Below are 19,261 nucleotides of genomic sequence, written 5' to 3'. Positions count from 1 at the left end.
ACGTCACGGAGTCACCCCGCATGAACCGCACCACCGCCCCGTCCCCCGCCCCGGCCGACCTCCTCCTCACCGGCGCCCGGATCCACACCGTCGACCCCGCGCTGCCGGAGGCCGAGGCCCTCGCCGTCCACGACGGCCGGATCGTCTGGATCGGCTCCGACGCGGAGGCGGACGCCTGGGCGGGGCCCGGCACCCAGGTCGTCGACGCCGGCGGGCGCCTCGTCCTGCCCGGGTTCATCGACGCCCACAACCACGTCCGCCTCGGCTCCGACGACGCCTGCGTCCAGCTCGCCGGAGCCCGCACGCTCGACGCGATCCACGAGCGCATCCGCACCTGGCACGCCGCGCACCCCGACGCCGAGTGGATCGAGGCCGAGGCCTTCGACTACTCCGCCGTCCCCGACGGGCGGATGCCCACCGCCGCCGACCTGGACCCGGCCACCGGCGACACCCCCGCCCTCGTCCTCAGCTACGACGTCCACACCGCCTGGCTCAACACCGCCGCCCTCCGCAGGCTCGGGGTCGACCGCGACCGCACCGAGCTGCCCTTCGGGCGGGCGGTCACCGACCCGGAGACCGGTGAGCCCACCGGCTTCGTCAAGGACTTCGCCATCAAGGGACTCTCCCGCGAAGGCCACCGCGCCCTGCGCGAACTCGGCCTTCCGTGGGCCTCGCCGGACCGGCAGTACGGCCGGCTCGCGAAGAGCCTCGACGACGCCATCGGCTTCGGCATCACCACCGTCGTCGAACCCCAGAACTCCCTCGACGACCTCGCCCTCTTCCAGCGCGCCCGTGCCGAGGGCCAGCTGCGCTCCCGGATCGTCGCCGCGCTCTTCCACCCGCGCGGCACCACCGACGCCGACCTGGACGAGTTCCGGGACGCGGCCGAGCGGTTCGCGGACGACCGGCTGCGGGTCGGACCGCTCAAGCTGTACATCGACGACGTCGTGGAACCCCGTACCGCCGCCCTCCTGGAGCCGTACGCGGGCTGCTCCCACCACCGCGGCGACACCTTCTACCCGCCCGAGGAGTTCGCCGAGCTGCTCACCCGGCTCGACGCGCGCGGCTTCCAGTGCTTCGTGCACGCCACCGGGGACCGGGGCATCCGGACCGTGCTGGACTCCGTCGAGCGGGCCCGCGCCGCCAACGGACCGCGCGACGCGCGCCACCAGGTCGTCCACGTCGAGTGCCTCGACCCGGCCGACACCCCCCGCTTCGCGGAGCTCGGCGTGGTGGCCTGCATGCAGCCCCGCCACGCGGCCCCGGACATCGCGGGCCCGGGCCAGGACTGGGCCGAGAACGTCGGCCCCGGCCGCTGGCACAAGGCCTGGCCGCTGCGCAGCCTGAGCGAGGCGGGCGCGGTGCTCGCCCTCTCCAGCGACTGGAACGTGGCCGAGATGGACCCGATGGTCGGCATCCACGCCGCCGTGACCCGCCGGCCGCCCGGCGGCGGGGAGGCGTGGACGGCGGGGGAGACGATCGACGTCGAGACCGCGGTCGAGGGCTACACGATGGGTTCGGCGTACGCCAACTTCCTGGAGCACGAGCGCGGCTCGCTGACCGTGGGCAAGCTCGCCGACTTCGTCGTCCTCTCCCGCGACATCCTGCGCGTGCCCCCGGAGCAGATCCCCGGCACGGTGGCGGAGACGGTCGTGGTGGGCGGCGAGGTGGTCGTGCGGCGCTGACGCAGGGACACGGGGGAGGGCCCGGGGCGCCCGCGCCGGGCGGCGGCCCCGCGACGGACGCGAGGACGCCCCGGAGACGGCGGGCCCCGCGCGGCCCGGGCCCTCAGGGGAGCCGGGCCGACGGACGGGCCGCCCGGGAGTGAGCCCCGCCGTCGCCGGGCGGTCCTCCGGGAGTGAGCCCCGCCGTCGCCGGGCGGTCCTCCGGGAGTGAGCCCCGCCGTCGCCGCGCGGACCTTCCGCGCCGCGGCGCGCTCGCGGCCGGTCGAGGGCCGTCCCCGCGGGTCGGCGACCGGTTCGGTGGCGGTCGCGAGGTTTCCGCTCGCGGGGACGGCGTCCGGGTCAGAGCCGGTCGAGGATCTTCCGGAGTGCGGTGACCTCCGCGGACTGGGTCCGTACGACGTCGTCGGCGAGCGCCTTGGCGGTGGGGTTCTCGCCGCCGCGCTGCTCGTCCTTCGCCATGGCGACGGCGCCGTCGTGGTGGGCGATCATCAGCTCGGCGAACCTGCGGTCGAAGGCCACGCCCTCGGCCGCGGCGAGGGACTTCATGTCCTGCTCGGACATCATCCCGGCCATGCCGTGGCCGCCGCCGGAGCCGTGGCCGGCGGACTCGGGCCTGCCCCAGCCCGCGAGCCAGGCCCTCATCTTCCGGATCTCCGGGTCCTGGGCCCGCTCGATCGCGGTGACCAGCTTCCTGACCTCGGGGTCCTGGGCCCGGCCGTCGGCCAGCCGGGCCATCTCCAGGGCCTGCTCGTGGTGGGGGATCATCATCTGCGCGAACATCACGTCCGCGTCGTTGAAGGGGCCGGGAGCGGCGGCCGCGCCACCGGAGGCGGACGCCGTGGCGGAGGGGGCGGCGGAGGCCGTGGAGGCCGCGCCGCCGTGGTCCGTGCCGCTCTTGCCGTCGTCCGCGCCGCAGGCGGTGAGCAGGAGCGCGGTCGCGCCGGCGGCGCCGGCGAGAGCGATCTTCCCGGCGGTGCGGTGGGTGAAGGAACGCATGGGTGCTACCTCGTGGTGCTGGTCGTGCATACGGATGGGGGCAGGCCGAGACGTTCACCGGGCGCGCGAGACGGCGCCCGCGGGTCGGTCGGTCTAGATCCGCAGGACGGACAGCAGGGCGAGGTCAGGGGGGCGGGGCGGGGGCGCGTGCGGCGCCCGCGCGGGCAGCAGCCGCGCGACCAGCAGGGCGAGCCAGTCGGCACGGCGGCCGAGCGCGGCCCGGAGGAGCCCCGCGAACAGCCAGCCGGCGAGGACGGCCACGCACAGGGTGGTCATGTCCGTCGACGGACCCGGCTCGTGGCGGGCGCCGTCATCGCCCTGGGGTGCGGCGGAGTGGTGGGCCGCGGTCGACGAGCCGCTCGCCGTACCGCCGCCGGCCCCCTCGGGGTGGCCGACGGCATGCATGAGGAACACCCCGAGCGCGAGCACGACGACGAGCAGAAGGTGCGCCAGGGCACCCTCCGCCCGCCTGCGTCGTTCCGCTCGGTGTGCACGCACGGTCAGGACCTCCCGGCCGCCGAATATACCGGACGGGGGTATCAGGACCGCGTCAGACCCGCGGTGTCTCGCCCGCCATCGCCGCGGCCATCCGCAGGTGCGGCGCGGCCTCGTCCGCGCGCCCCAGGCGCTCCAGGGTGCGGCCGAGCATCAGCCGCGCGTAGTGCTCGACCGGGTCGCGGTCCAGGACGGCCCGCAGCTCGGTCTCGGCCCGGGTGAGCTGGGCGGAGTGGTAGTAGGCCCGCGCGAGGAGGAGGCGCTGGGCCGTCTGCTCCGGGTGCTCCTCGACCAGGCCGGTGAGGATGCGCACGGCCGTTCCGTACTCCTTCGCGTCGAAGAAGAGCCGGGCGCGGTCCCAGCGCTCGCCGGCCGTTCCGAACTCGTAGTACGTGTCGCTCACTTGCCCGCCCCTTCCCGAGGCCCGGATCTGCCACCCTGTGGGGTGGTCGACCAGGTCAACACACCGAGATGGTTGAACATTCCACGAGGGTGGCCGTCTCCGGACAGGAACAGGTTGAGCATGAGCAATCTTGATCGCCAGGCAGCGCTGACCGTGTGCGGCGGCCGCGGGTTCGTCGTCGCCGAGCCGGTACGGGAACTCCTCAGCCCCCGCCACGTCCGGCTCGGCGAGTCGACCGAGGTCCGCCGGCTCCTCCCGAACCTGGGCCGCCGGATGGTCGGCGCCTGGGCGTTCGTCGACCACTACGGGCCCGACGACATCGCCGACGAACCCGGCATGCAGGTGCCGCCGCACCCCCACATGGGACTGCAGACCGTCAGCTGGCTCCACGACGGCGAGGTCCTGCACCGGGACTCCACCGGAAGCCTCCAGACCATCCGGCCGCGCGAGCTCGGCCTGATGACCTCGGGCCGGGCCATCTCCCACTCGGAGGAGAGCCCGCGGCCGCACGCCCGGTTCCTGCACGGCGCGCAGCTCTGGGTGGCCCTCCCCGACGCCCACCGCCACGTGGAGCCGCACTTCCAGCACCACGCCGACCTGCCCCGGATCGCGGGCGGCGGCGGCCTCACGGCCACGGTCGTCCTCGGCGAGCTCGACGGAGCCCGCTCGCCGGGCACCACGTACACCCCGATCGTCGGCGCCGACCTCGCGCTCGCCCCAGGCACCGACGCCCGCCTCCCGCTGGACCCCGACTTCGAGTACGCGGTCCTCGCCATGTCGGGAGAGGTGCACGTCGACGGCGTCCCGGTCCTCCCCGGCTCCATGCTCTACCTCGGCTGCGGCCGCACCGAGCTGCCGCTGCGCGCCGACTCCGCCGCCGGGCTGATGCTCCTCGGCGGCGAGCCGTTCGAGGAGGAGATCGTCATGTGGTGGAACTTCGTCGGCCGCACGGACGAGGAGATCCGCCAGGCCCGCGAGGACTGGATGACGGGCGACCGCTTCGGCGAGGTGAAGGGCTACAACGGCGACCGGCTGGACGCGCCGGAGGTCCCGGCGACGCAGCTGAAGGCGCGGGGGCGGGTGCGCTGACCTGGGTTTTCTCTTCTGCGTCGATTCAAGGTCGAGGGCTGCTTGGCTCCGCCGGGGCTGCCGTCGCGACTGAGGGAGGGCGCGTATCGCAGCCCCTTCCGCAGTCGTGCAGTCGGTGGGTGCACTTCCAGGGTGTGCTCGGGTGCGAGCAGGTCTGGTCAGCTGAATGCTGACCTTTTGCTGACTTTACTGACGGTTCATCAGGTGTCCTGGCGGTGTAGCGCAGACAGTGGCAACATGCCGGTCTCGGCACCGTAACCTGCGTGGCCATGGCCTGGCGGGGCGTGGTGGTACGTCTGTTCCGGCTGGTCGGCCGGCCTGCTCGGCTCGACGTTAGGCGTTGCCCCAGCCCTAACGAGCTCGTGCACAGTAAGCGGTGAGACGTCGAAGGCTGGGGCGGGGCCGGTTCTCACCTCTGTCGTTGAGGGCTCAGGTCTGCGGTCTGCTGGTGGGATAGCAGGCCAGCGACGGTCTGGACCGTGTCGCTCATGTGCTCGCGGCGGCCGAGGCGGCGGGCCAGTGCCCGCCAGTTCTTCAGGTGGGCGATGCCGTGCTCGACCCGGATGCGGCGGGAGGAATGCGCTTTGCGCTGCCGCTCGTGCATTTCCTCGTACCAGTCCGGGGCGTTCTTCTTGAACTTGCGGTGCGGTGGCGTCACCACACGTCCGCCGGTCTGAGCGCCCAGACCCTGGTAACCGGCGTCCGCGAGGACCTCCACCGCTGGACCGTCCGCCAGGAGCTTGACCAGCCCCAACTGGCGGGCGTGGGTGATGTCCGCGCAGCTTCCGGGTGCGGTCGGGCTGCTGAACAGAAGCCGTCCGTCTTCGTCGGTGAGGACCATGGTCTTGACGGCGTTCTGCTTGTTCTTCCCCAAGAACCACACGGACTATACGCCGATGCCTGGGGCGTGGCCAGACATTCACATGACGCCTGCGCTGGGGGTCCAGGCCCATCTTGACCTGCAGGGAGGTGCTCCGGCCGGTGTGATGCTGCCGATTCACTGGGGGACCTTCAACCTGGCGCCGCATCCGTGGGCGGAGCCGGGGGAGTGGACGAAGGACGCGGCTGAGGAGGCGGGGCAGGCGGTGGCGTTCCCCTGTCCCGGTGAGCCGTTCGAGCCGGCGGGGAAGCTGCCGGCGGATGCTTGGTGGCGTGGGGTGTCTCAGCCGATCGCTCGTCCGTGGCGCCGGCCGAAGCCGGAGCGGGCTCCTGTCGATGCGTCCGAGCGGGATCTCGACCTTGCGGGTGATCGGTGACGTCGGGTGAGGATGAGCTGGGCAGGGTCGTGGCCCTGCTGGCTCGCCTCTCGGCCGAGGAGCGTGATCGTGTGGTGCGCGCTCTGGACGGCCCGTCTCGGCGGGAGCCTTCGGTGTGCGCGCCGCGGTTCGTGCCCTTGCCGACCAGAGCGGGTTCGTCTGCGGTTGTCGTCCGAACACGCATCGTGGAGGGCTGAGCCTGCAGATGAAGCAGGCTGGATATCGGGTGAGGCGCTGGCAGTCACCTCACCCTAATCACGCCTCAGCACCGTGGCCCTGGTCGCCTGCTCGCCCACTCCCTCACTCGCTGGATCGTCTCGCCCGGCGTAGGCATCGCCGAGTACACCACAAACTCCGCGTAGTTCGGATTGTCGATCGGCAGCGGCGGCAGAGGATGCTCGCGTAGCCTGGCCACCAGGTATCCGGCCGCTAGCAGATCGCGGGACTTCTCGATGTCGAGATCGACCTTGCCCGCGTGCCAGTAGGAACCGTCGTATTCGATGGCCAGCTTGTGCTCCTCGAATGTCTCAACCGTGATGTCGACGAGCCAGTTCGCGCGCCGGGTGAATGCCTCATGTTGTATCGACTGGCCAGACGACGCCCGGCCGAAGGCCCGCTCAGCAGCGGACCAGTGATCAAGCTCTATACGGGACTTACCGTGCTCTCGGCACTCGGGGCAGCCGCTGCCGTTCGCCCGTGAGGGCAGGGGAGCCTCCCATGTGTGATCCGGGTTCGCGGAGCAGATCCAGGCCGGTGTGAACGAGGTCTGGGCGGTGGGCCGCACCTGCCACGCGGACAGAGGATTGGTGGGCGACCATTCCTCCGCCAGATCAGGGAAGTGGTAGGCGAGCGAGTCGAGGATGGTGCGGCATTCCGGGCAGCGTAGACGTTGGCCCTGCTCCCGGCGGGCCGGTGTCTCCTGCCATTCATGGCCGCAGTCTTCATTCCGCCACCACACGAGCTTGCGTGAACGGGGCGACACCTTCGACAACTGAGTCTTGCCGTTCTTGGCCGGGTGCCACTGTGCGGCGATTTCGGTGTTGAGTCCGAAGGCATCGGGATCGGCCTCGACTGCCTCGAGACGCGTCGCGCGTGTGTCCTGGCCGCGGCAGGACGGGCAGCCGTTACGCAGATACGTAAGCGGCGACTGGCGAGGGCGGTGCCCTCGTGGGCAGCGTAGCTGGCGCCGCTGGTAGTCCGCGACCATCACGATGCGGGGATCCGCGTCATCGTCCCAGGCGGCGAGTAGTTCGGGTATGTCTGCGACCGGCGTGGTCTGGTAGCGGGCGTGCTGCGCTTTCCATTCGGCGCGTCGCTTCGGTTCGCACTCCGGACACTTGCTCATGTTGACCATGTCGAGGATCCGTTTCCTGAACTGCAGTCCGCAGTCGGGGCAGCGCCAGGCCGCTTCCCGCAGAGCCTTGACGGTGACGGTTTCCCAGGTGGCGGTGTCGTTCTCCTCATGGTCCCACCAGTCGAGGACGGGCAGTTCGCTGTCCTTGAGGAGGTTGCGCTGCTTGGCCCCGGCGCGCTTCGTCGTCTGCCGCTCACGCCGAGGGTTGATCTGGCACTGGCAGCCGAACCCGATGTCCCCGAGTCGCTCGGCGCTCACACGACCGCAGTACCGGCACCGGACATGGTGCGGGTCGTCAGAGAAGGAGGGGCTGGTCAGTGCGCTGAGGTAGTCGTATCCGTTCTTCTCGGCGTGCTCCCGCGCCTTGACCTCGGGAACCGGGCTCAGGTCCACGTACGCGCCCATGGCCTGCCGAGCTTTGCGCGCCCACTGCCGCCAGTAGCAGGCCCGGCACGTCGCTTCCCCGTACGTGTTCTTTTCCAGGGTGTACTCGAAGCGGTAGTGCGCCTCGCAGCCGCATGCCAGGCATCGGGTCAGCCGCCACGCTTTCGGCTTCGTGAAGGGCTCCAGCGGCTCCAGGCCGCCCTCACGCAGCATGTGCGTGATGTGAGTGTCGCACCAGGTGCTTTTCGTGCGTGTGGAGAATGCAGCAGGCTGCCCGCAGTCCGGCTCGGAGCACAGTTGGGGCGACTTACGGGGCAACGTGGAACTCATGTAAGGATTTTCGCAGGTCGGCGACTTCAACGGCACGAGAACAGCTCGTTGCCGATGGTTTGGCAACGAGCTGGTGCATGGTTAGCGGCGAGAGGTCGAGAGCCTCGGTGGCACCGATGCTCACCTCGGCCATTGAGGGCCCAGAGCCACAGTCTGCTGGTGGGAGAGCAGGCCGGCGACGGCCTGGACTATGTCACTCATGTGATCGCGGCGGCCGAGGGGGACGGGTCAGCGCCCGCCGGTTCTTGAGGTGGGCGATGCCGTGCCTGACCCAGATGCGTCGGGAAGAGTAGGCCGTGTGCTGTCGCTCCTGGGGGAGAGTGACTGCAGTGGTGGTGGTCATGCGGTTAGGCCGCATCAGCGGACGTGAGTGCGGGAGCTGCTGGGTGCGCCAGACGGCAGTCCCGTGCTCAGGCTCGTCAGACGAGCCTGAGCACGGGACGGTGCGGTCCGGACGATCAGACTGCCTTCGGCTGGGAGTCGGCGAGGTCGTTCAGAACCGCGTTGACCACGGGCCAGCACATGTCCAGGGTGTCGCGGTCCGGGGCGTGAGCTTCCCGGATCTCAGCGCGCGGATGCACGAAGTTGCGGTACTTGCGTAGCTCGTGGCAGAAGCGTTCGACGTCGGCCCCGATCCAGCCGGCGTCGTGACAGGTCTTGATCAGGGAATCCAGGCTCACCCTGTCGGGGGAGGTGCGGCCGAGCAGGGAAGCGTCACGCTCGTGAACGACGTGGACGAGGACGCCTTCGAGGAGGCTGCCGAGCATGATGATGGCGGCCACGTGGGCGCCGTTGGCGTAGCAGGTGTGGGCCTCGTCCAGGCGGTGTTGGAGGAGGCCGGCCATGTTCTTGTCCGTGATGAGGTCGGTCATGGTAGCTCGGAGTTCGACTGGGCCCTGGCTGCCCGGATGGGCGAGAGAGGGGTCACAGGCGACGAGGCGGGGGCGGCCGCCGGGGTTCTCCAGGCGTACGCCCTCATGGATGAGGAAGGCGTTGACGGCGGAGATGACGGCGGGGAGTTGTTCGGGCTCGTCGAGGTACTCGCGTGGGTCAGCGAGCCGGAGAAGGACCCTCTCCAGCTCGGTGGGGTCCTCGCGGCGCCCGGTGAGCTGTGCGAGGGCCCACTCCATGCGGTACTCGCCGTCGTACTCCGGCACGCGCTGCCAGCCGGCGTGTTCCAGGAACCGGGCGATCTCGTAGCCCTTGCGGTAGTAGAGGTGTTCGTCGCCGCAGATGACGCGGGCCAGTTCCTCCAGGGTGTTGGCGTCCAGGATGCCGAGAGGGGAGTGCGGGGTCATGCCGAACCTTCCGTGATGTCTTCGAGTTCCTCGTCCTCGGCCGTTTGCAGGACAGCGAGGGGATCTGCTGCGTCGGTGGTGTCCGCGGCTTCCGCCGTGTCCTCGGTCAGGTCCTCGTCGGAGGAGAGGTCGAGCGGGGTCCACTGCACAGCGGAGGGCGCGGTGGATGGTGTGAGGGAGCGGGCGTCGTCGAAGGTGGCCGGATGGATGCCCAGCCGGTTCAGCTCCGCCCACAGCCCGGTCAGTGACTCGTCGGGGTCGAAGCGGAACTCGCTCTCTCGGATACGCCAGAACGTCCAGCCCACCCGCTGGAGTTCACGATCGCGTCGTTGGTCGCGCCGGATCTGCCCGGGCGTGGAGTGGAATCGGTCGCCGTCGCATTCCACCGCCAGACGGCTGCGGGCACCCACCACCACGAGGTCGATGCGCCTGTTCCCAGCGGGGAACTGCGGGATGACGTGGTAGCCGCGTGCCTTCAGGCGCAGGTAGACCTGCTGCTCGAAGAGGGACTCGAACGGATCCCGTGGGATCTCCGCCGAGACATCGCCGATCTGGTCGGCGGTCGCCAGAACGGCGGGCGGGTTCTCCATGTAAGCGAGGAGATTGAACCGGAGGTCTTCGTTCTTCAGGCGGTCCGGCGGAATCGAGTAGAACAGCCGCATCTGGTCCTGAGCCCGGGAAGCGGCGACGTTGTACGCCTGCCGTTCACTGCGCGCACCACCCGCAATGCGTGGCGGGTTCGTCGCCACCATCGACAGCAGGATGACGTGTCGCTCGTCTCCCTGGAACGAGGCGGGATTGCCCACCCGAATCTGGTGGCGTTCGCGTACCGGCGCCGGAATCCTCTCGTTGATCAGCTGTTCCAGCAGCTTGACCTGCCCCACCGGGCCCTGCAGGGCGATGACGCCCATGGTCTTGTCCTGGTAGGCGGGATCCTCGACCAGCCGGGCCAGGCAGTCGGCAACGGCCTCGGCTTCCTTGGGATTGCGTAGGCGGCTGTCGCGGCCCTGGGTGACGGCTCCGTCGACGAAGTGCGTCACGAGCGGGTCGAGGCGCTCACCGCCGAACTGTCGAAGTGGTTGCAGCTTGTCGTTGTAGAAGGTCCGGGAGGACCAGCCGATGATCTCGGGCATGCAGCGGAAGTGCTCTTCCAGCCGGATCACCTTCGGGAAGAACGTGGACAGCAGCTGGTAGAGATTGGTGGCAGGGGTGTAGAGCTGGCGCAGCATGGGCGGCATATCCGGCAGGTGCGTGAGGAGCCGGTCCTGGATCGCCTGGAGCCGGCCCATGCCGCTGACCGGAGGCGCGCACTGCTTGTCGTCACCAACGACAATCACGCGGGGAGCGAGCCACAGCAGGAACAGCGCGTCCATGCCGGCCTGGCTGGCTTCATCGACGATGACGACGTCGAAGACGTCGCGCTTGGGCGACACCATCTCCGCCACCTGAGAGATGGGCATCACCCATGCGGGCACCGCTCCCTGCGCCGTCCGCATGGCGTCGTGCGCTGCGGCACGGTAGCGGCCCGCGTTGCGCCCCTTGCCCTTGCCGTACGAAGCCATGTGATTGCGGTATGCCTGCAGCGCCGAACGCTGCTCCTGCGTCATGCGCTCCAGGCAGTGCAACCTGCCCCATGCGGCCGCAAGATCGCCGGTCAGCGCCTCCAGACGGCGCTCGCACTCACCCAACTCGCCTTCCAGCTGACGTTCCCTACCCGGCGTGCGTAGGCGCTTCACGAACGCGGAGGCCGTCGCCCAGGCCCATGCCTCGGCCAGGGAGCCCAGCCGCTTTTCCCAGGTTGGGTTGTCGGAATCCTCCGTCAGCTGGTCCGCGAGCAGCGGGTGTGCCCGGCGCAGACTGTCCAGGAGCACAGCGCATCGTCGCTGGCGGTGCTCGCGCCGATGCGCCTCCCGCAACGCGTCAAGTTCCTTGGAATAGCGCTCGGTGTCCTGTTCCCGGATGGCGTGTGCTGCGGCCAGCGCCTCGGGGGCGGGACGCGAACCCTCCGACGGGGTACGCAACTGCTCCTCCCACGAGGCCAGTCGGATCAGCGCCTCGTCCGCGGCCCGCCGATCCGACAACGCTGCCAGTGCCTCGGCGAAGTCCTGCCAGGCCATGCGTGAGGTGAGATCGATGTGCAGGCCGTGGCGGACGAGGACGTCGTCGATGCGCTCGCGGGCGGCACCGAAGGCGTCGACCTGCCTCAGGCGCGTGTACGCCTCCGTCAAGGACGCCAGTCGGAGTTCCAAAGGACCGTCGGAGAGGGGGGCGCCTACCTGCGCCCACCGGTGCGCGATCGCGTCCACGATGGAGAGCGCCTGCAAGTGCGCGAGGACAGCGTCGAGTTCGCTCGTCGTACTGGGCGAATGACCGTCGACAGAGCAGACGTCGAGGAGGTCCTGGGCATCCTTCTGAGCCTTCGAGGCCAGGAGGCTGCCGCGCTTGCGTAGCCTGCCACCCCCGGCGAGATGGGTTCGCAGGGCAGCGCCGGCGGTGCTGAACGCGTCGGCCTGCTGCCCCGTGAGCGCCTGGGGCAGGACCACGCGCCGTGTGACAACGGCTTCCAGCTGCTGTGATACCCCGGTGAGCTGGTCGTTGAGAGCGTCCACCTGTCGCCACATGGCGAAGTTTTCGCGTGACAGGCGGTCGGACAGGGCTTTCGTCGTCCATTTGCCGGTGTCCCACTGCTTGGCGTTTGACGGCAGGCCGAGGTGGTGCAGGGCCGTACGGCAATCGCGCGCGAGCGAGGCCAGTTCGTCGGTGACGGAGGTGTCGAGTTGCGCGAGACTGTCGCGGATGCCGACCGCCTCGAGGGACAGGCCATCGTCGGTGATGCGTCCCGCCTCAATAGCCTGACTCAGGTCCTCGGGGGAGGGGAGGGTGTCGGGATCCGGCAAAGTACCTCCGGCCCGGGGTTCCGCGGCGCCCTCGCGCAGCAGGCTCAGCAGTTCGGCTGCCTGAGCGGGTGACAGCGGCGGGAAGGAGGGTGCCGGATCGCCCTCCGGAATCAGGCCGATCCAGGAGTGGTGCTCGGCGTTGTCGCGGACGCGCTGCACGATGACGGCGAGAACACCCCCGTACCCTGGAGCGATCTCCGGGTGCCGGTACACCTCTGCCTCCCGCAGTGAGATCACCTCCTCGGTGAGCGTGGCAATCCGTTCACGTACCTCCTCGCGCTGCCCCGCAAGTTGGCGGATCTCGTCCCGCAGCTGCTCCGGATCGCTGGCAGCGACCTGGTCAGTCAGTGCGTTGATCGTCCGCTCCAGTTCGTCCGTCCCGTCCTGGCGGGCGGAGCTGAGAAGGAGGACGCACAAGTCGCGTACGGCAGGAGGAAGTTTGTCCCGCAGGACGGTCAGGGCCTGGTCCCGGGCGCTGGTCACCAGGACCCTCTGCCCCTGGGCCAGCAATGCCGAGACAAGGTTGGCGATGGTGTGCGTCTTGCCGGTGCCTGGCGGACCCTGCACGACCACGCCGGTGTCGTGTTCCAGGCGCCGCAGCACACTGCGCTGGCGTTCATTGGTCTTGCCCGGGAAGAGCGGGTCGTCCCCGAACAGGGGCGGGATCTCTCGCCCGTCCCAGTTCGCACGAGCCTCCGCGTCCAGGGGCAGCACCAGCTGTGCCAGTGCCAACGGCGCGTGCGCCTCGGAAGCCACGCTGTCGGCGATCCGCTCATAGAAATTCAGCAGGGCGTTTCGGTCCCGGGGACGCAACACCAACGCCGGGGCATACGTGAGGCGAGCCCCCGGCTCCGGCTCGCGAGGAGGCTGCCACTCGGCGCTGAACGTCACAGGACGCTGCAGTACGCGTTCCTGCCACTGGGCCAGGTGCTCCAAGGTTTCCGAGCCGAGGAGATGCAGCGACTGGGCCGCGATCTCCTCGGCGAGCGCGGCCGACCGCTCGGGGATCCAGCCGTCGTCGGTGTCGAGAAACGCCTGGTCCTCCAGCCGTACCGCTCCTTCGGCCGTCAGCCGGACAGTGAGCCGGGCGGTTTTGCGGTCTACCGAAGTCTCCACCCGGTGGGTGAGGATGTGGCGATGGACTGCGTCGCCGCGTGGGTCACTCCATGTCAACAGACCTGTGACCAGGACGAGTTCGAGCTGGTCGTCCTGCTGGGTCAGTTTCTGGTGCCAGTGGTAGACCTGCTCGTACAGCTCCCGCAGGGCCCGCTCGGCGCGCTCCCGCTCGGCCCAGCGTCGCCACCGCGCCAGCCACGGTCCGTAGGCCCGCAACACTTCGGCCGCGTCCTCGCGGCGGACGCTGTGGTCGTCGGCCTCCTCCAGCCATTGGCGACCGTCCTCGGTACGCACCAACTCCTTCCCCGGTCCCTCGCTCGCGAGCGGCGGATCCTCACCGTCCGCGTCCCGGCACAGTTCAGGGGACACCCAGCCGTCCAGCACCTCCGGCAGTGGCGGCGGGGCAGCCTGGGGCACGTGGTCGAGGGTGAGCAGGGCGCCGTCGGGCCGGTCAACGGGGCGCCGTACAGAGGCCGGCAGACTGGCGAGCCACAAACGCTCCCGTGAACGCCGGTCGTCCCGTAGACGCTGGTGGCTGCTTTGGACGACCTCTCGCAAGAAGCCGATCAGCCCAGAGGTCTGCCCGATGACATCAGGGCTGTTCGCGGCGTACCGTGGCACCTTTACCTGTCTCCCCTCAGCTGGTGACGAACGTTCCAGAATCGGGTGACCGAGGAGGCACGACAACATGGTCCGGGAGAATGGCGCGATCCACACACTGTATAGGCTGGATTAACGCACTGTAATTGGACGGCGATGGGCTCCCTTCTGAGGGGACCGCGCAGAGCGTGGGGCCGTTGCGTAGCGATTCAGGTCCTTGCACCGCCCTCCCTTTGCGGCCCTTCTCGCGTTGTGGAGAGCTGAGCTTGCAGGGGGAGCCGCGCAGTGCCCGACGGAACTGCACGGCCAATGTCGGTGGCAACGTCTAGAGTCCGCCGCATGTCTGCTTCGTCAACTGAGCTCAAGGCTGAGGAACCCCTGGCGCCGGTCTACCCCTTCAATGCGCCAGGGGAGCCGATCACCCTCTACGACGGACCCATTGGACCGGCCGGGGCTGAGGTGCCCGGGGTTGTCCAGTACGACTGCTCCCCGAAGCCCGGAATCTCGTGGCGGTTGCGTACCGAGGACTATGACCCCACCTCTATGGACAGGACTGAGCTGAGTCTGCTCGACCTCGGCATCGAACTACCGGTGTCCGCCAGAGACGCTGTGAGCGGCTGGTCCAACGGCACTTCCTACGGAGACCCCACCGCCCCGCTCGACCGTGTCGTTGCCCACTGGTTCAATCTGCCCCGATGGCATGGATCAGCCCACCTCGAGGCTCATGCTGCTGAGGGGGCGCCGCGACTGGTGTCGGCCGGACGCAGTGTGTATGAGGCTGACGGGTGGAGGATCACGCTCGACGTCCGCCCCGACCACGAGGCCGTCTTCTCTGATGTGCGCCAGGCCGACGTCTACGTCATGACCCATGTGATGGAGATCCGTCGGCTGGACGGAACCACGTTCACGTCTGCCGAGGTCACCCCGGTTCTCAGCGCTCTGCACGTGGGGCTGTCCTTCGCGCTCGGCCGGTGGGTTGCCCCCGCCCTGCCCGTCGGCCTGAACGACCAGGAGCATGCGGTGTGGGGCCAGTGGGGCCCGATGCTCTGCGACCCGGCACGCCGCATCAGCTCCGGCTGGTGGTACCCCGAAGACCAGAAGTCCTTGGCAGATCTGCTGGCCTGCCTCCTGCCCACCTTCCGCGATCCCGGCAAGAGGCAGGCGCTTCGCCTGCAGATGCAGTACGCGATCACTGCCATTGTCGATCGAGGATTTGTCGAACAGCGGATCATGAGTGGAGCTGCCGGACTGGAGCATGTGATGTGGCAGGAACTCGTGCTTAGCGGTCGGCTCACGGAAGCCGAGTACGCATCCCGCGCACGGCCGGCTCATGACAAGCTGCGTACGCTCCTGACGGAGTCCGGGGTCGATCTGAGGGTGCGCGCAGACCGTCTGCCTGCAGCCGCTGCCTATGCGACCAGACAGCAGGTAGACGGCGCTCGGCCGGCGGACGGCGCCGACGTCGTCACCCGAGTCCGTAACCGTCTTGTGCATCCCAAGGAGACGCAAGAGCCCGTCTACGGGGTCAAAGGACTGGTCACCGACGCCTGGCTCCTGACCCGCCACTACCTCGCGCTGTTGGTGCTCCGCTCGATCGGCTATCGCGGCTCCTACCAGGACCTCTCCAGGACCAACAGGTGGGTCGGTGAGACCGAGCCCGTCCCATGGGCGTGAGGTCGCAAGCCTTCAGGAGCCGACAGCGCTCTCTCCGGGCTTGGAGGCCCCTGCGGTCGTGGCTTCCGGCGTCTGCGCGTTCGCTGGGAACGACGCGACGACATCCACGAAGCCTTCCTCGGCCTCGCCACCTGCCTCATCACCCACCGACACGTCCAACGCCTTTGGTAGAGGTCGTTTTCGCCCGATGTTTCATCCCTTGATGGGGTGTTCTGTGGTGTTCTTCGGGTCGCGCCAGGAGATGGTGTTCTCGCTGGTGAGGCGGCGGGCCGTGAGGCCGGTCATCGCGAGGTGGATCATGGCTTCGGAGCGGGTGGGCAGGGTTTCGTAGTCGCGGGCCAGGCGCCGGTGGAGCATGAGCCAGCCGTAGGTCCTTTTCACCGTCCACCGCTTCGGGATCGGAGTGAAACCCCTGGTCCCGGGCTTGCGGGTGGTGATCTCCATGTTGATGCCGAGAACGGCGGCATGCTCGACGAGGTGCTGTCGGTAGCCACCGTCGACCCACACCTTGCGGACCCGGGGTGGTCGGCGGCGACCTCGTCGAGCAGCGTGGTACTGGCCACCGAGTCCTGCACGCCTGCCGCGGTGACCAGTACGGCGAGGAGGAGTCCGAGCGTGTCAGTGACGATGCTCCGCTTCCGACCGACGATCTTCTTGCCGGCATCGATGCCCTGGCTCGAGGCCGGAACGCTGGTGGAGGTCTTGACGCTCTGCGCGTCGATCACACACGCCGAAGGCTCGCCGTTCCGGCCCTCCTTCTCGCGCAGCAGTTGCCGCAGGAGGCCGTTGAGCAGTGCGGGGCCGGTCAGACCGATCAGTGTGTACAGGCAAGCGGCGATGGTCAGGGTGAGGGTCCGGCCGCGTGGGGGTGTGGTCAGTAGCCAATCGCCTGGTTGACGGCGTTGCGGATGGCCATGTCCACGGCGCGTTCGCCCGCGAGTTCGTAGTACGAGCGGGCGCTGTCGGGGTGGTCTCGCAGTACGCCGGCGACGATCCGGGCGGCTTGGCCGCGCAGTCTGCGCAGCCATTTGCGGGTCTCGATCTGCTGGTCGAACTCGTTGGAGGCCTCGTCCCAGGTGCACATGCCGCGGGCGGCCTCTTCCAAGAGGTCCCACTGCTGGTCCTCGGCGGCGCGGCGGGTGACGCCGCGAAGCCAGGCGATGGCCCGCTTGCATTCGTTGTAGTGCGGCCAGCCGGTTCCGTCGCCCTGGACGTGCCCGGTCATTGCCTCCACCAGGGTGCGGGTCTGCTCGGGGTGGTCCAGCAGGAGCGGGGCAATCGTCTCCATGTCCAGGCCGGGCAGGACGTCCAGGTAGAGCTCGTAGTCGCCGTTGTGGTCGGCGACCAGGGCCAGCAGCCGGCGGGCGGCGTCGGTGTCCCCGTCCTGGGCGGCCGCCAGAAGTTGGTGGGCCCGTGCGACGGGCAGGCCGATCTGCGGTGTGGTCTCCTGCTCGACCAGGTCGAGGAAGTCGGCGATCGTCTGCGGCCGCTGTCGCGGGTCGCGGTAGGTGCACCTGCGGACGACACCTCGCCAGGGCCCGGGGGGCAGCAGCGGCACGTTCACCTCCGGGGTAAGGCCGGTGAGCAGCCAGCCGATGACCTTGCCCAGGCTGTAGATGTCGCTGGCGGGCGAGGCATTGTGCGGGTCGACAGACAGCTCGGGGGCGCCGAACTCGATGGTTCCGATCTTGGTGCCGGTGCGGTTGGGGTTGGTGGTCTGTCCGCGGGGACGGCGCACGATGCCCCAGTCTCCGAGGACCCAGCGGTCGTCGAGGAACAGGATGTTGGCGGGCTTGAGGTCGCGGTGCAGGTAGTCCATGTGGTGGGCGTCGGCCAGGGCGGAGGCGACCGCGTCGACCAGGGCCCGCAGGGCGGTCGGGTCGCGCTGCAGCTCAGGCTGCAGGCGTTCGGCGGTGTTCTGGGCCATCGGCATGACGAACCACTCGGCGCGTGGGCTGAAGTCGAGGACCGGCATCACGTGGCGGTTGGTGCCGAGCTTCTGCGCCACCTCGATCTCGCGTAGCATCCGCGCGGTCAGGTTCTCGCGCAGCGAACGGGGCTTCTTGAAGGCGACAACGGTCCCGGTCGCCTTGTGCACGGCCTCGTGGACGATGCCCATGCCGCCGTTGCCGTCCGGCAGCGGGAACTTTTCCAGCGCGTAGTCGCTCCTGACGCCGGCGGCCAGGCGGCGCACCTCGGCGTAGGCGTCGGCGGACGGCGGCTCGGGGTCCGGGCCAGCCGACGAGGCGGCGGCCGCGTGACCGGTGACCTTTACCAGTACGGGGTGGACGGCGTCGGTGTCGTTCGTCGCCCGCACCCCCAGCAGGTACGCGGGGCCGCCTGCCGGGTTCTGAACGAGCCCGAGGACGTCGCCGAGCTGTACCTCGGCGACCGGGTCGCTGGTGCGGCCGGCCGTGTCGAGGGCGTGCAGTTCCACGCCGACGCCGGAGCCAGCCCGTCCTGCCGCCAGCACGGTGTCGCCGCCGCTGCGCGCGAGATGTCCCGGGTAGGACACCGGAGTGAGCATCCAGTCCTCACGTGTTCCGGCGCTGGTGCTGACGGCGAGGTCGACGACGGCGCTGTGTCCGCCGGCGGCGAGGAGGAAGCGACGCTCGCCGAGCCAGGCGGCCGAGCGGACCGCCGCGTCGAAGTCGAGGGCGAAGCGCTGCTGGTCGCCCACCTGCTCGTCGAGCCGCGTGAGCGCCAGGGTCGAGCCGGTTCGGGTGCCGAGCGTCGCTCCGGACCCGGACAGGACCCACACGCTGGAGTCGGGGCCGAGCAGCAGGCTGGCGTTCGCCTCGAATCCGCCGCCGACCGCCCGCAGCTCGCCGTCGCGCCATCTCACCACGGCCGGCCCGCACAGCACCCACACCGAGCCGTCCGCCGGCACCGCCGCATCGCCGTGGACGCCGGGCAGGGGCAGCCGCCATCTGGTTCCGCCCCGCTGCAGGTCCACTTCCGCGACACCCACCTCGGTGGTGATCAGCGCGCGCTCGGCGGACTCCCAGGCCATCCCGGACGGGCGCACCGGCCAGTACTCGCCGGTCAGGACGACGCAGAGGTCGATCCCCTCCGGCGTCCGGGACGGCACGCTCGACGTTCCGGACGGGCGGGCCGCCAGGGCCAGCACGGGGGCAGGCTCTGCGGGCTCGTGCAGCAGGAGCTCGTGCAGCGGGGTGTGCGGTGGCCGTGGCGGCCGGAAGGCCGAGCGGATCAAGGCGGTGAGCGGGGCGAGGTCGCAGACGGCGGCCTCGAGATGGTTCCGGTCCAGGAGGACGCCCTGCGTCCGCAGGACGGCGCTGACCTCGGCTCCGATCTCCTGGCCTGCGGCCCTCGCGCAAATCAGGACCCATCGCACTCCCGCCCCGAGTTCTCGCTCTCGGGCGGTCACCGCGACGCGGGCCGCGGTCGCTGCCTCCTCTCCCACTGCGGTCGTTACCGTGATCGCGTAGTCGCGTCCGTCGAGCTCGAAGAACACGGCCGGCTCGTAGGGCGAGCGGTAGACGAGCGTCGCATCGGGATCGGTACGCCGGATCAGCGCCGCCACCACGTCGACCAGGAGCCGGTGGCGGTCCGCCTCCGGCAGCTCGTCGCTGTGGACCTGGCCGTACTCGGCCAGCAGTTCCCGTACCTCTTGCATCGTCCCGCCCGTGCGTCGTGCCTGCCCGGGCGCCGTGCCCGCCG

The 19,261-nt window shown here is 69.8% G+C and carries 11 protein-coding genes and 3 pseudogenes; 5 read left to right on the top strand and 9 right to left on the bottom strand.

Annotation, left to right across the window (positions count from 1 at the left end):
* Positions 1 to 20: 20 nt before the first annotated feature.
* Positions 21 to 1,685: an amidohydrolase gene (locus ACY0MR_RS05750; protein ID WP_473559581.1), complete on the top strand. Its 1,665-nt coding sequence runs from the start codon at positions 21 to 23 to the stop codon at positions 1,683 to 1,685.
* A 339-nt stretch (positions 1,686 to 2,024) separates the two neighbouring features.
* Here ACY0MR_RS05750 and ACY0MR_RS05745 read toward each other — a convergent pair whose 3' ends face one another.
* From ACY0MR_RS05745 to ACY0MR_RS05735, 3 genes are all read right to left on the bottom strand, one after another.
* Positions 2,025 to 2,681, bottom strand: coding sequence for a DUF305 domain-containing protein (locus ACY0MR_RS05745; protein ID WP_404078451.1), 657 nt, complete (start codon positions 2,679 to 2,681; stop codon positions 2,025 to 2,027).
* A 93-nt stretch (positions 2,682 to 2,774) separates the two neighbouring features.
* Entirely contained in the window at positions 2,775 to 3,179 is a 405-nt protein-coding gene (locus ACY0MR_RS05740) for a DUF6153 family protein (protein WP_404078454.1), read from the bottom strand.
* Positions 3,180 to 3,231: 52 nt separating this feature from the next.
* Positions 3,232 to 3,579 carry a tetratricopeptide repeat protein gene (locus tag ACY0MR_RS05735; protein ID WP_388795135.1) on the bottom strand — a complete coding sequence of 116 codons (348 nt, stop codon included), beginning with the start codon at positions 3,577 to 3,579 and terminating at the stop codon, positions 3,232 to 3,234.
* 120 nt (positions 3,580 to 3,699) lie between these two features.
* Between ACY0MR_RS05735 and ACY0MR_RS05730 the strand changes: the two genes are divergently transcribed.
* On the top strand, positions 3,700 to 4,668 hold the full coding sequence (locus tag ACY0MR_RS05730) for a pirin family protein (RefSeq protein ID WP_473559577.1): 969 nt from the start codon (positions 3,700 to 3,702) through the stop codon (positions 4,666 to 4,668).
* 409 nt (positions 4,669 to 5,077) lie between these two features.
* Here ACY0MR_RS05730 and ACY0MR_RS05725 read toward each other — a convergent pair whose 3' ends face one another.
* Entirely contained in the window at positions 5,078 to 5,542 is a 465-nt protein-coding gene (locus ACY0MR_RS05725; protein ID WP_473559575.1) for a transposase family protein, read from the bottom strand.
* Positions 5,543 to 5,576: 34 nt separating this feature from the next.
* Between ACY0MR_RS05725 and ACY0MR_RS05720 the strand changes: the two are divergent.
* Positions 5,577 to 5,924: pseudogene (locus tag ACY0MR_RS05720) on the top strand (MBL fold metallo-hydrolase); the annotation flags it as partial.
* A 262-nt stretch (positions 5,925 to 6,186) separates the two neighbouring features.
* On the opposite strand, the gene ACY0MR_RS05715 reads toward ACY0MR_RS05720, so the two are convergent.
* The 3 genes from ACY0MR_RS05715 to ACY0MR_RS05705 all read right to left on the bottom strand — a co-directional run bounded on the left by ACY0MR_RS05715 (position 6,187) and on the right by ACY0MR_RS05705 (position 13,720).
* Positions 6,187 to 7,992 carry a zinc-ribbon domain-containing protein gene (locus ACY0MR_RS05715; protein WP_473559573.1) on the bottom strand — a complete coding sequence of 602 codons (1,806 nt, stop codon included), beginning with the start codon at positions 7,990 to 7,992 and terminating at the stop codon, positions 6,187 to 6,189.
* 458 nt (positions 7,993 to 8,450) lie between these two features.
* Complete coding sequence (locus ACY0MR_RS05710; RefSeq protein ID WP_351850210.1) at positions 8,451 to 9,290, bottom strand: hypothetical protein; 840 nt, start codon at positions 9,288 to 9,290, stop codon at positions 8,451 to 8,453.
* On the bottom strand, positions 9,287 to 13,720 hold the full coding sequence (locus ACY0MR_RS05705) for an AAA domain-containing protein (RefSeq protein ID WP_473559571.1): 4,434 nt from the start codon (positions 13,718 to 13,720) through the stop codon (positions 9,287 to 9,289). Before ACY0MR_RS05705 ends, ACY0MR_RS05710 begins: the two co-directional genes overlap by 4 nt.
* 522 nt (positions 13,721 to 14,242) lie before the next feature.
* Between ACY0MR_RS05705 and ACY0MR_RS05700 the strand changes: the two genes are divergently transcribed.
* A complete protein-coding gene (locus ACY0MR_RS05700; RefSeq protein ID WP_351850206.1) occupies positions 14,243 to 15,577 on the top strand; it encodes a YopA family protein in 1,335 nt (444 codons plus the stop codon).
* Between the two features lie 60 nt (positions 15,578 to 15,637).
* Positions 15,638 to 15,748: pseudogene (locus ACY0MR_RS05695) on the top strand (IS5/IS1182 family transposase); the annotation flags it as partial.
* A gap of 21 nt (positions 15,749 to 15,769) precedes the next feature.
* Here ACY0MR_RS05695 and ACY0MR_RS05690 read toward each other — a convergent pair.
* Positions 15,770 to 16,368: pseudogene (locus ACY0MR_RS05690) on the bottom strand (transposase); the annotation flags it as partial.
* 83 nt (positions 16,369 to 16,451) lie between these two features.
* Entirely contained in the window at positions 16,452 to 19,217 is a 2,766-nt protein-coding gene (locus ACY0MR_RS05685) for a serine/threonine-protein kinase (protein WP_473559569.1), read from the bottom strand.
* Positions 19,218 to 19,261 lie beyond the last annotated feature (44 nt).

The organism is Streptomyces sp. JN8 (assembly GCF_055808075.1).
This window is presented reverse-complemented; position numbering and strand designations above follow the sequence as displayed.

Bases quoted from the DNA above. Each gene is read 5' to 3' on its own strand.
- ACY0MR_RS05730 (WP_473559577.1), top strand. From the start codon at position 3,700: ATGAGCAATCTTGATCGCCAGGCAGCGCTGACCGTGTGCGGCGGCCGC.
- ACY0MR_RS05715 (WP_473559573.1), bottom strand. From the start codon at position 7,992: ATGAGTTCCACGTTGCCCCGTAAGTCGCCCCAACTGTGCTCCGAGCCG.
- ACY0MR_RS05700 (WP_351850206.1), top strand. From the start codon at position 14,243: ATGTCTGCTTCGTCAACTGAGCTCAAGGCTGAGGAACCCCTGGCGCCG.
- ACY0MR_RS05745 (WP_404078451.1), bottom strand. From the start codon at position 2,681: ATGCGTTCCTTCACCCACCGCACCGCCGGGAAGATCGCTCTCGCCGGC.
- ACY0MR_RS05685 (WP_473559569.1), bottom strand. From the start codon at position 19,217: ATGCAAGAGGTACGGGAACTGCTGGCCGAGTACGGCCAGGTCCACAGC.
- ACY0MR_RS05710 (WP_351850210.1), bottom strand. From the start codon at position 9,290: ATGACCCCGCACTCCCCTCTCGGCATCCTGGACGCCAACACCCTGGAG.
- ACY0MR_RS05750 (WP_473559581.1), top strand. From the start codon at position 21: ATGAACCGCACCACCGCCCCGTCCCCCGCCCCGGCCGACCTCCTCCTC.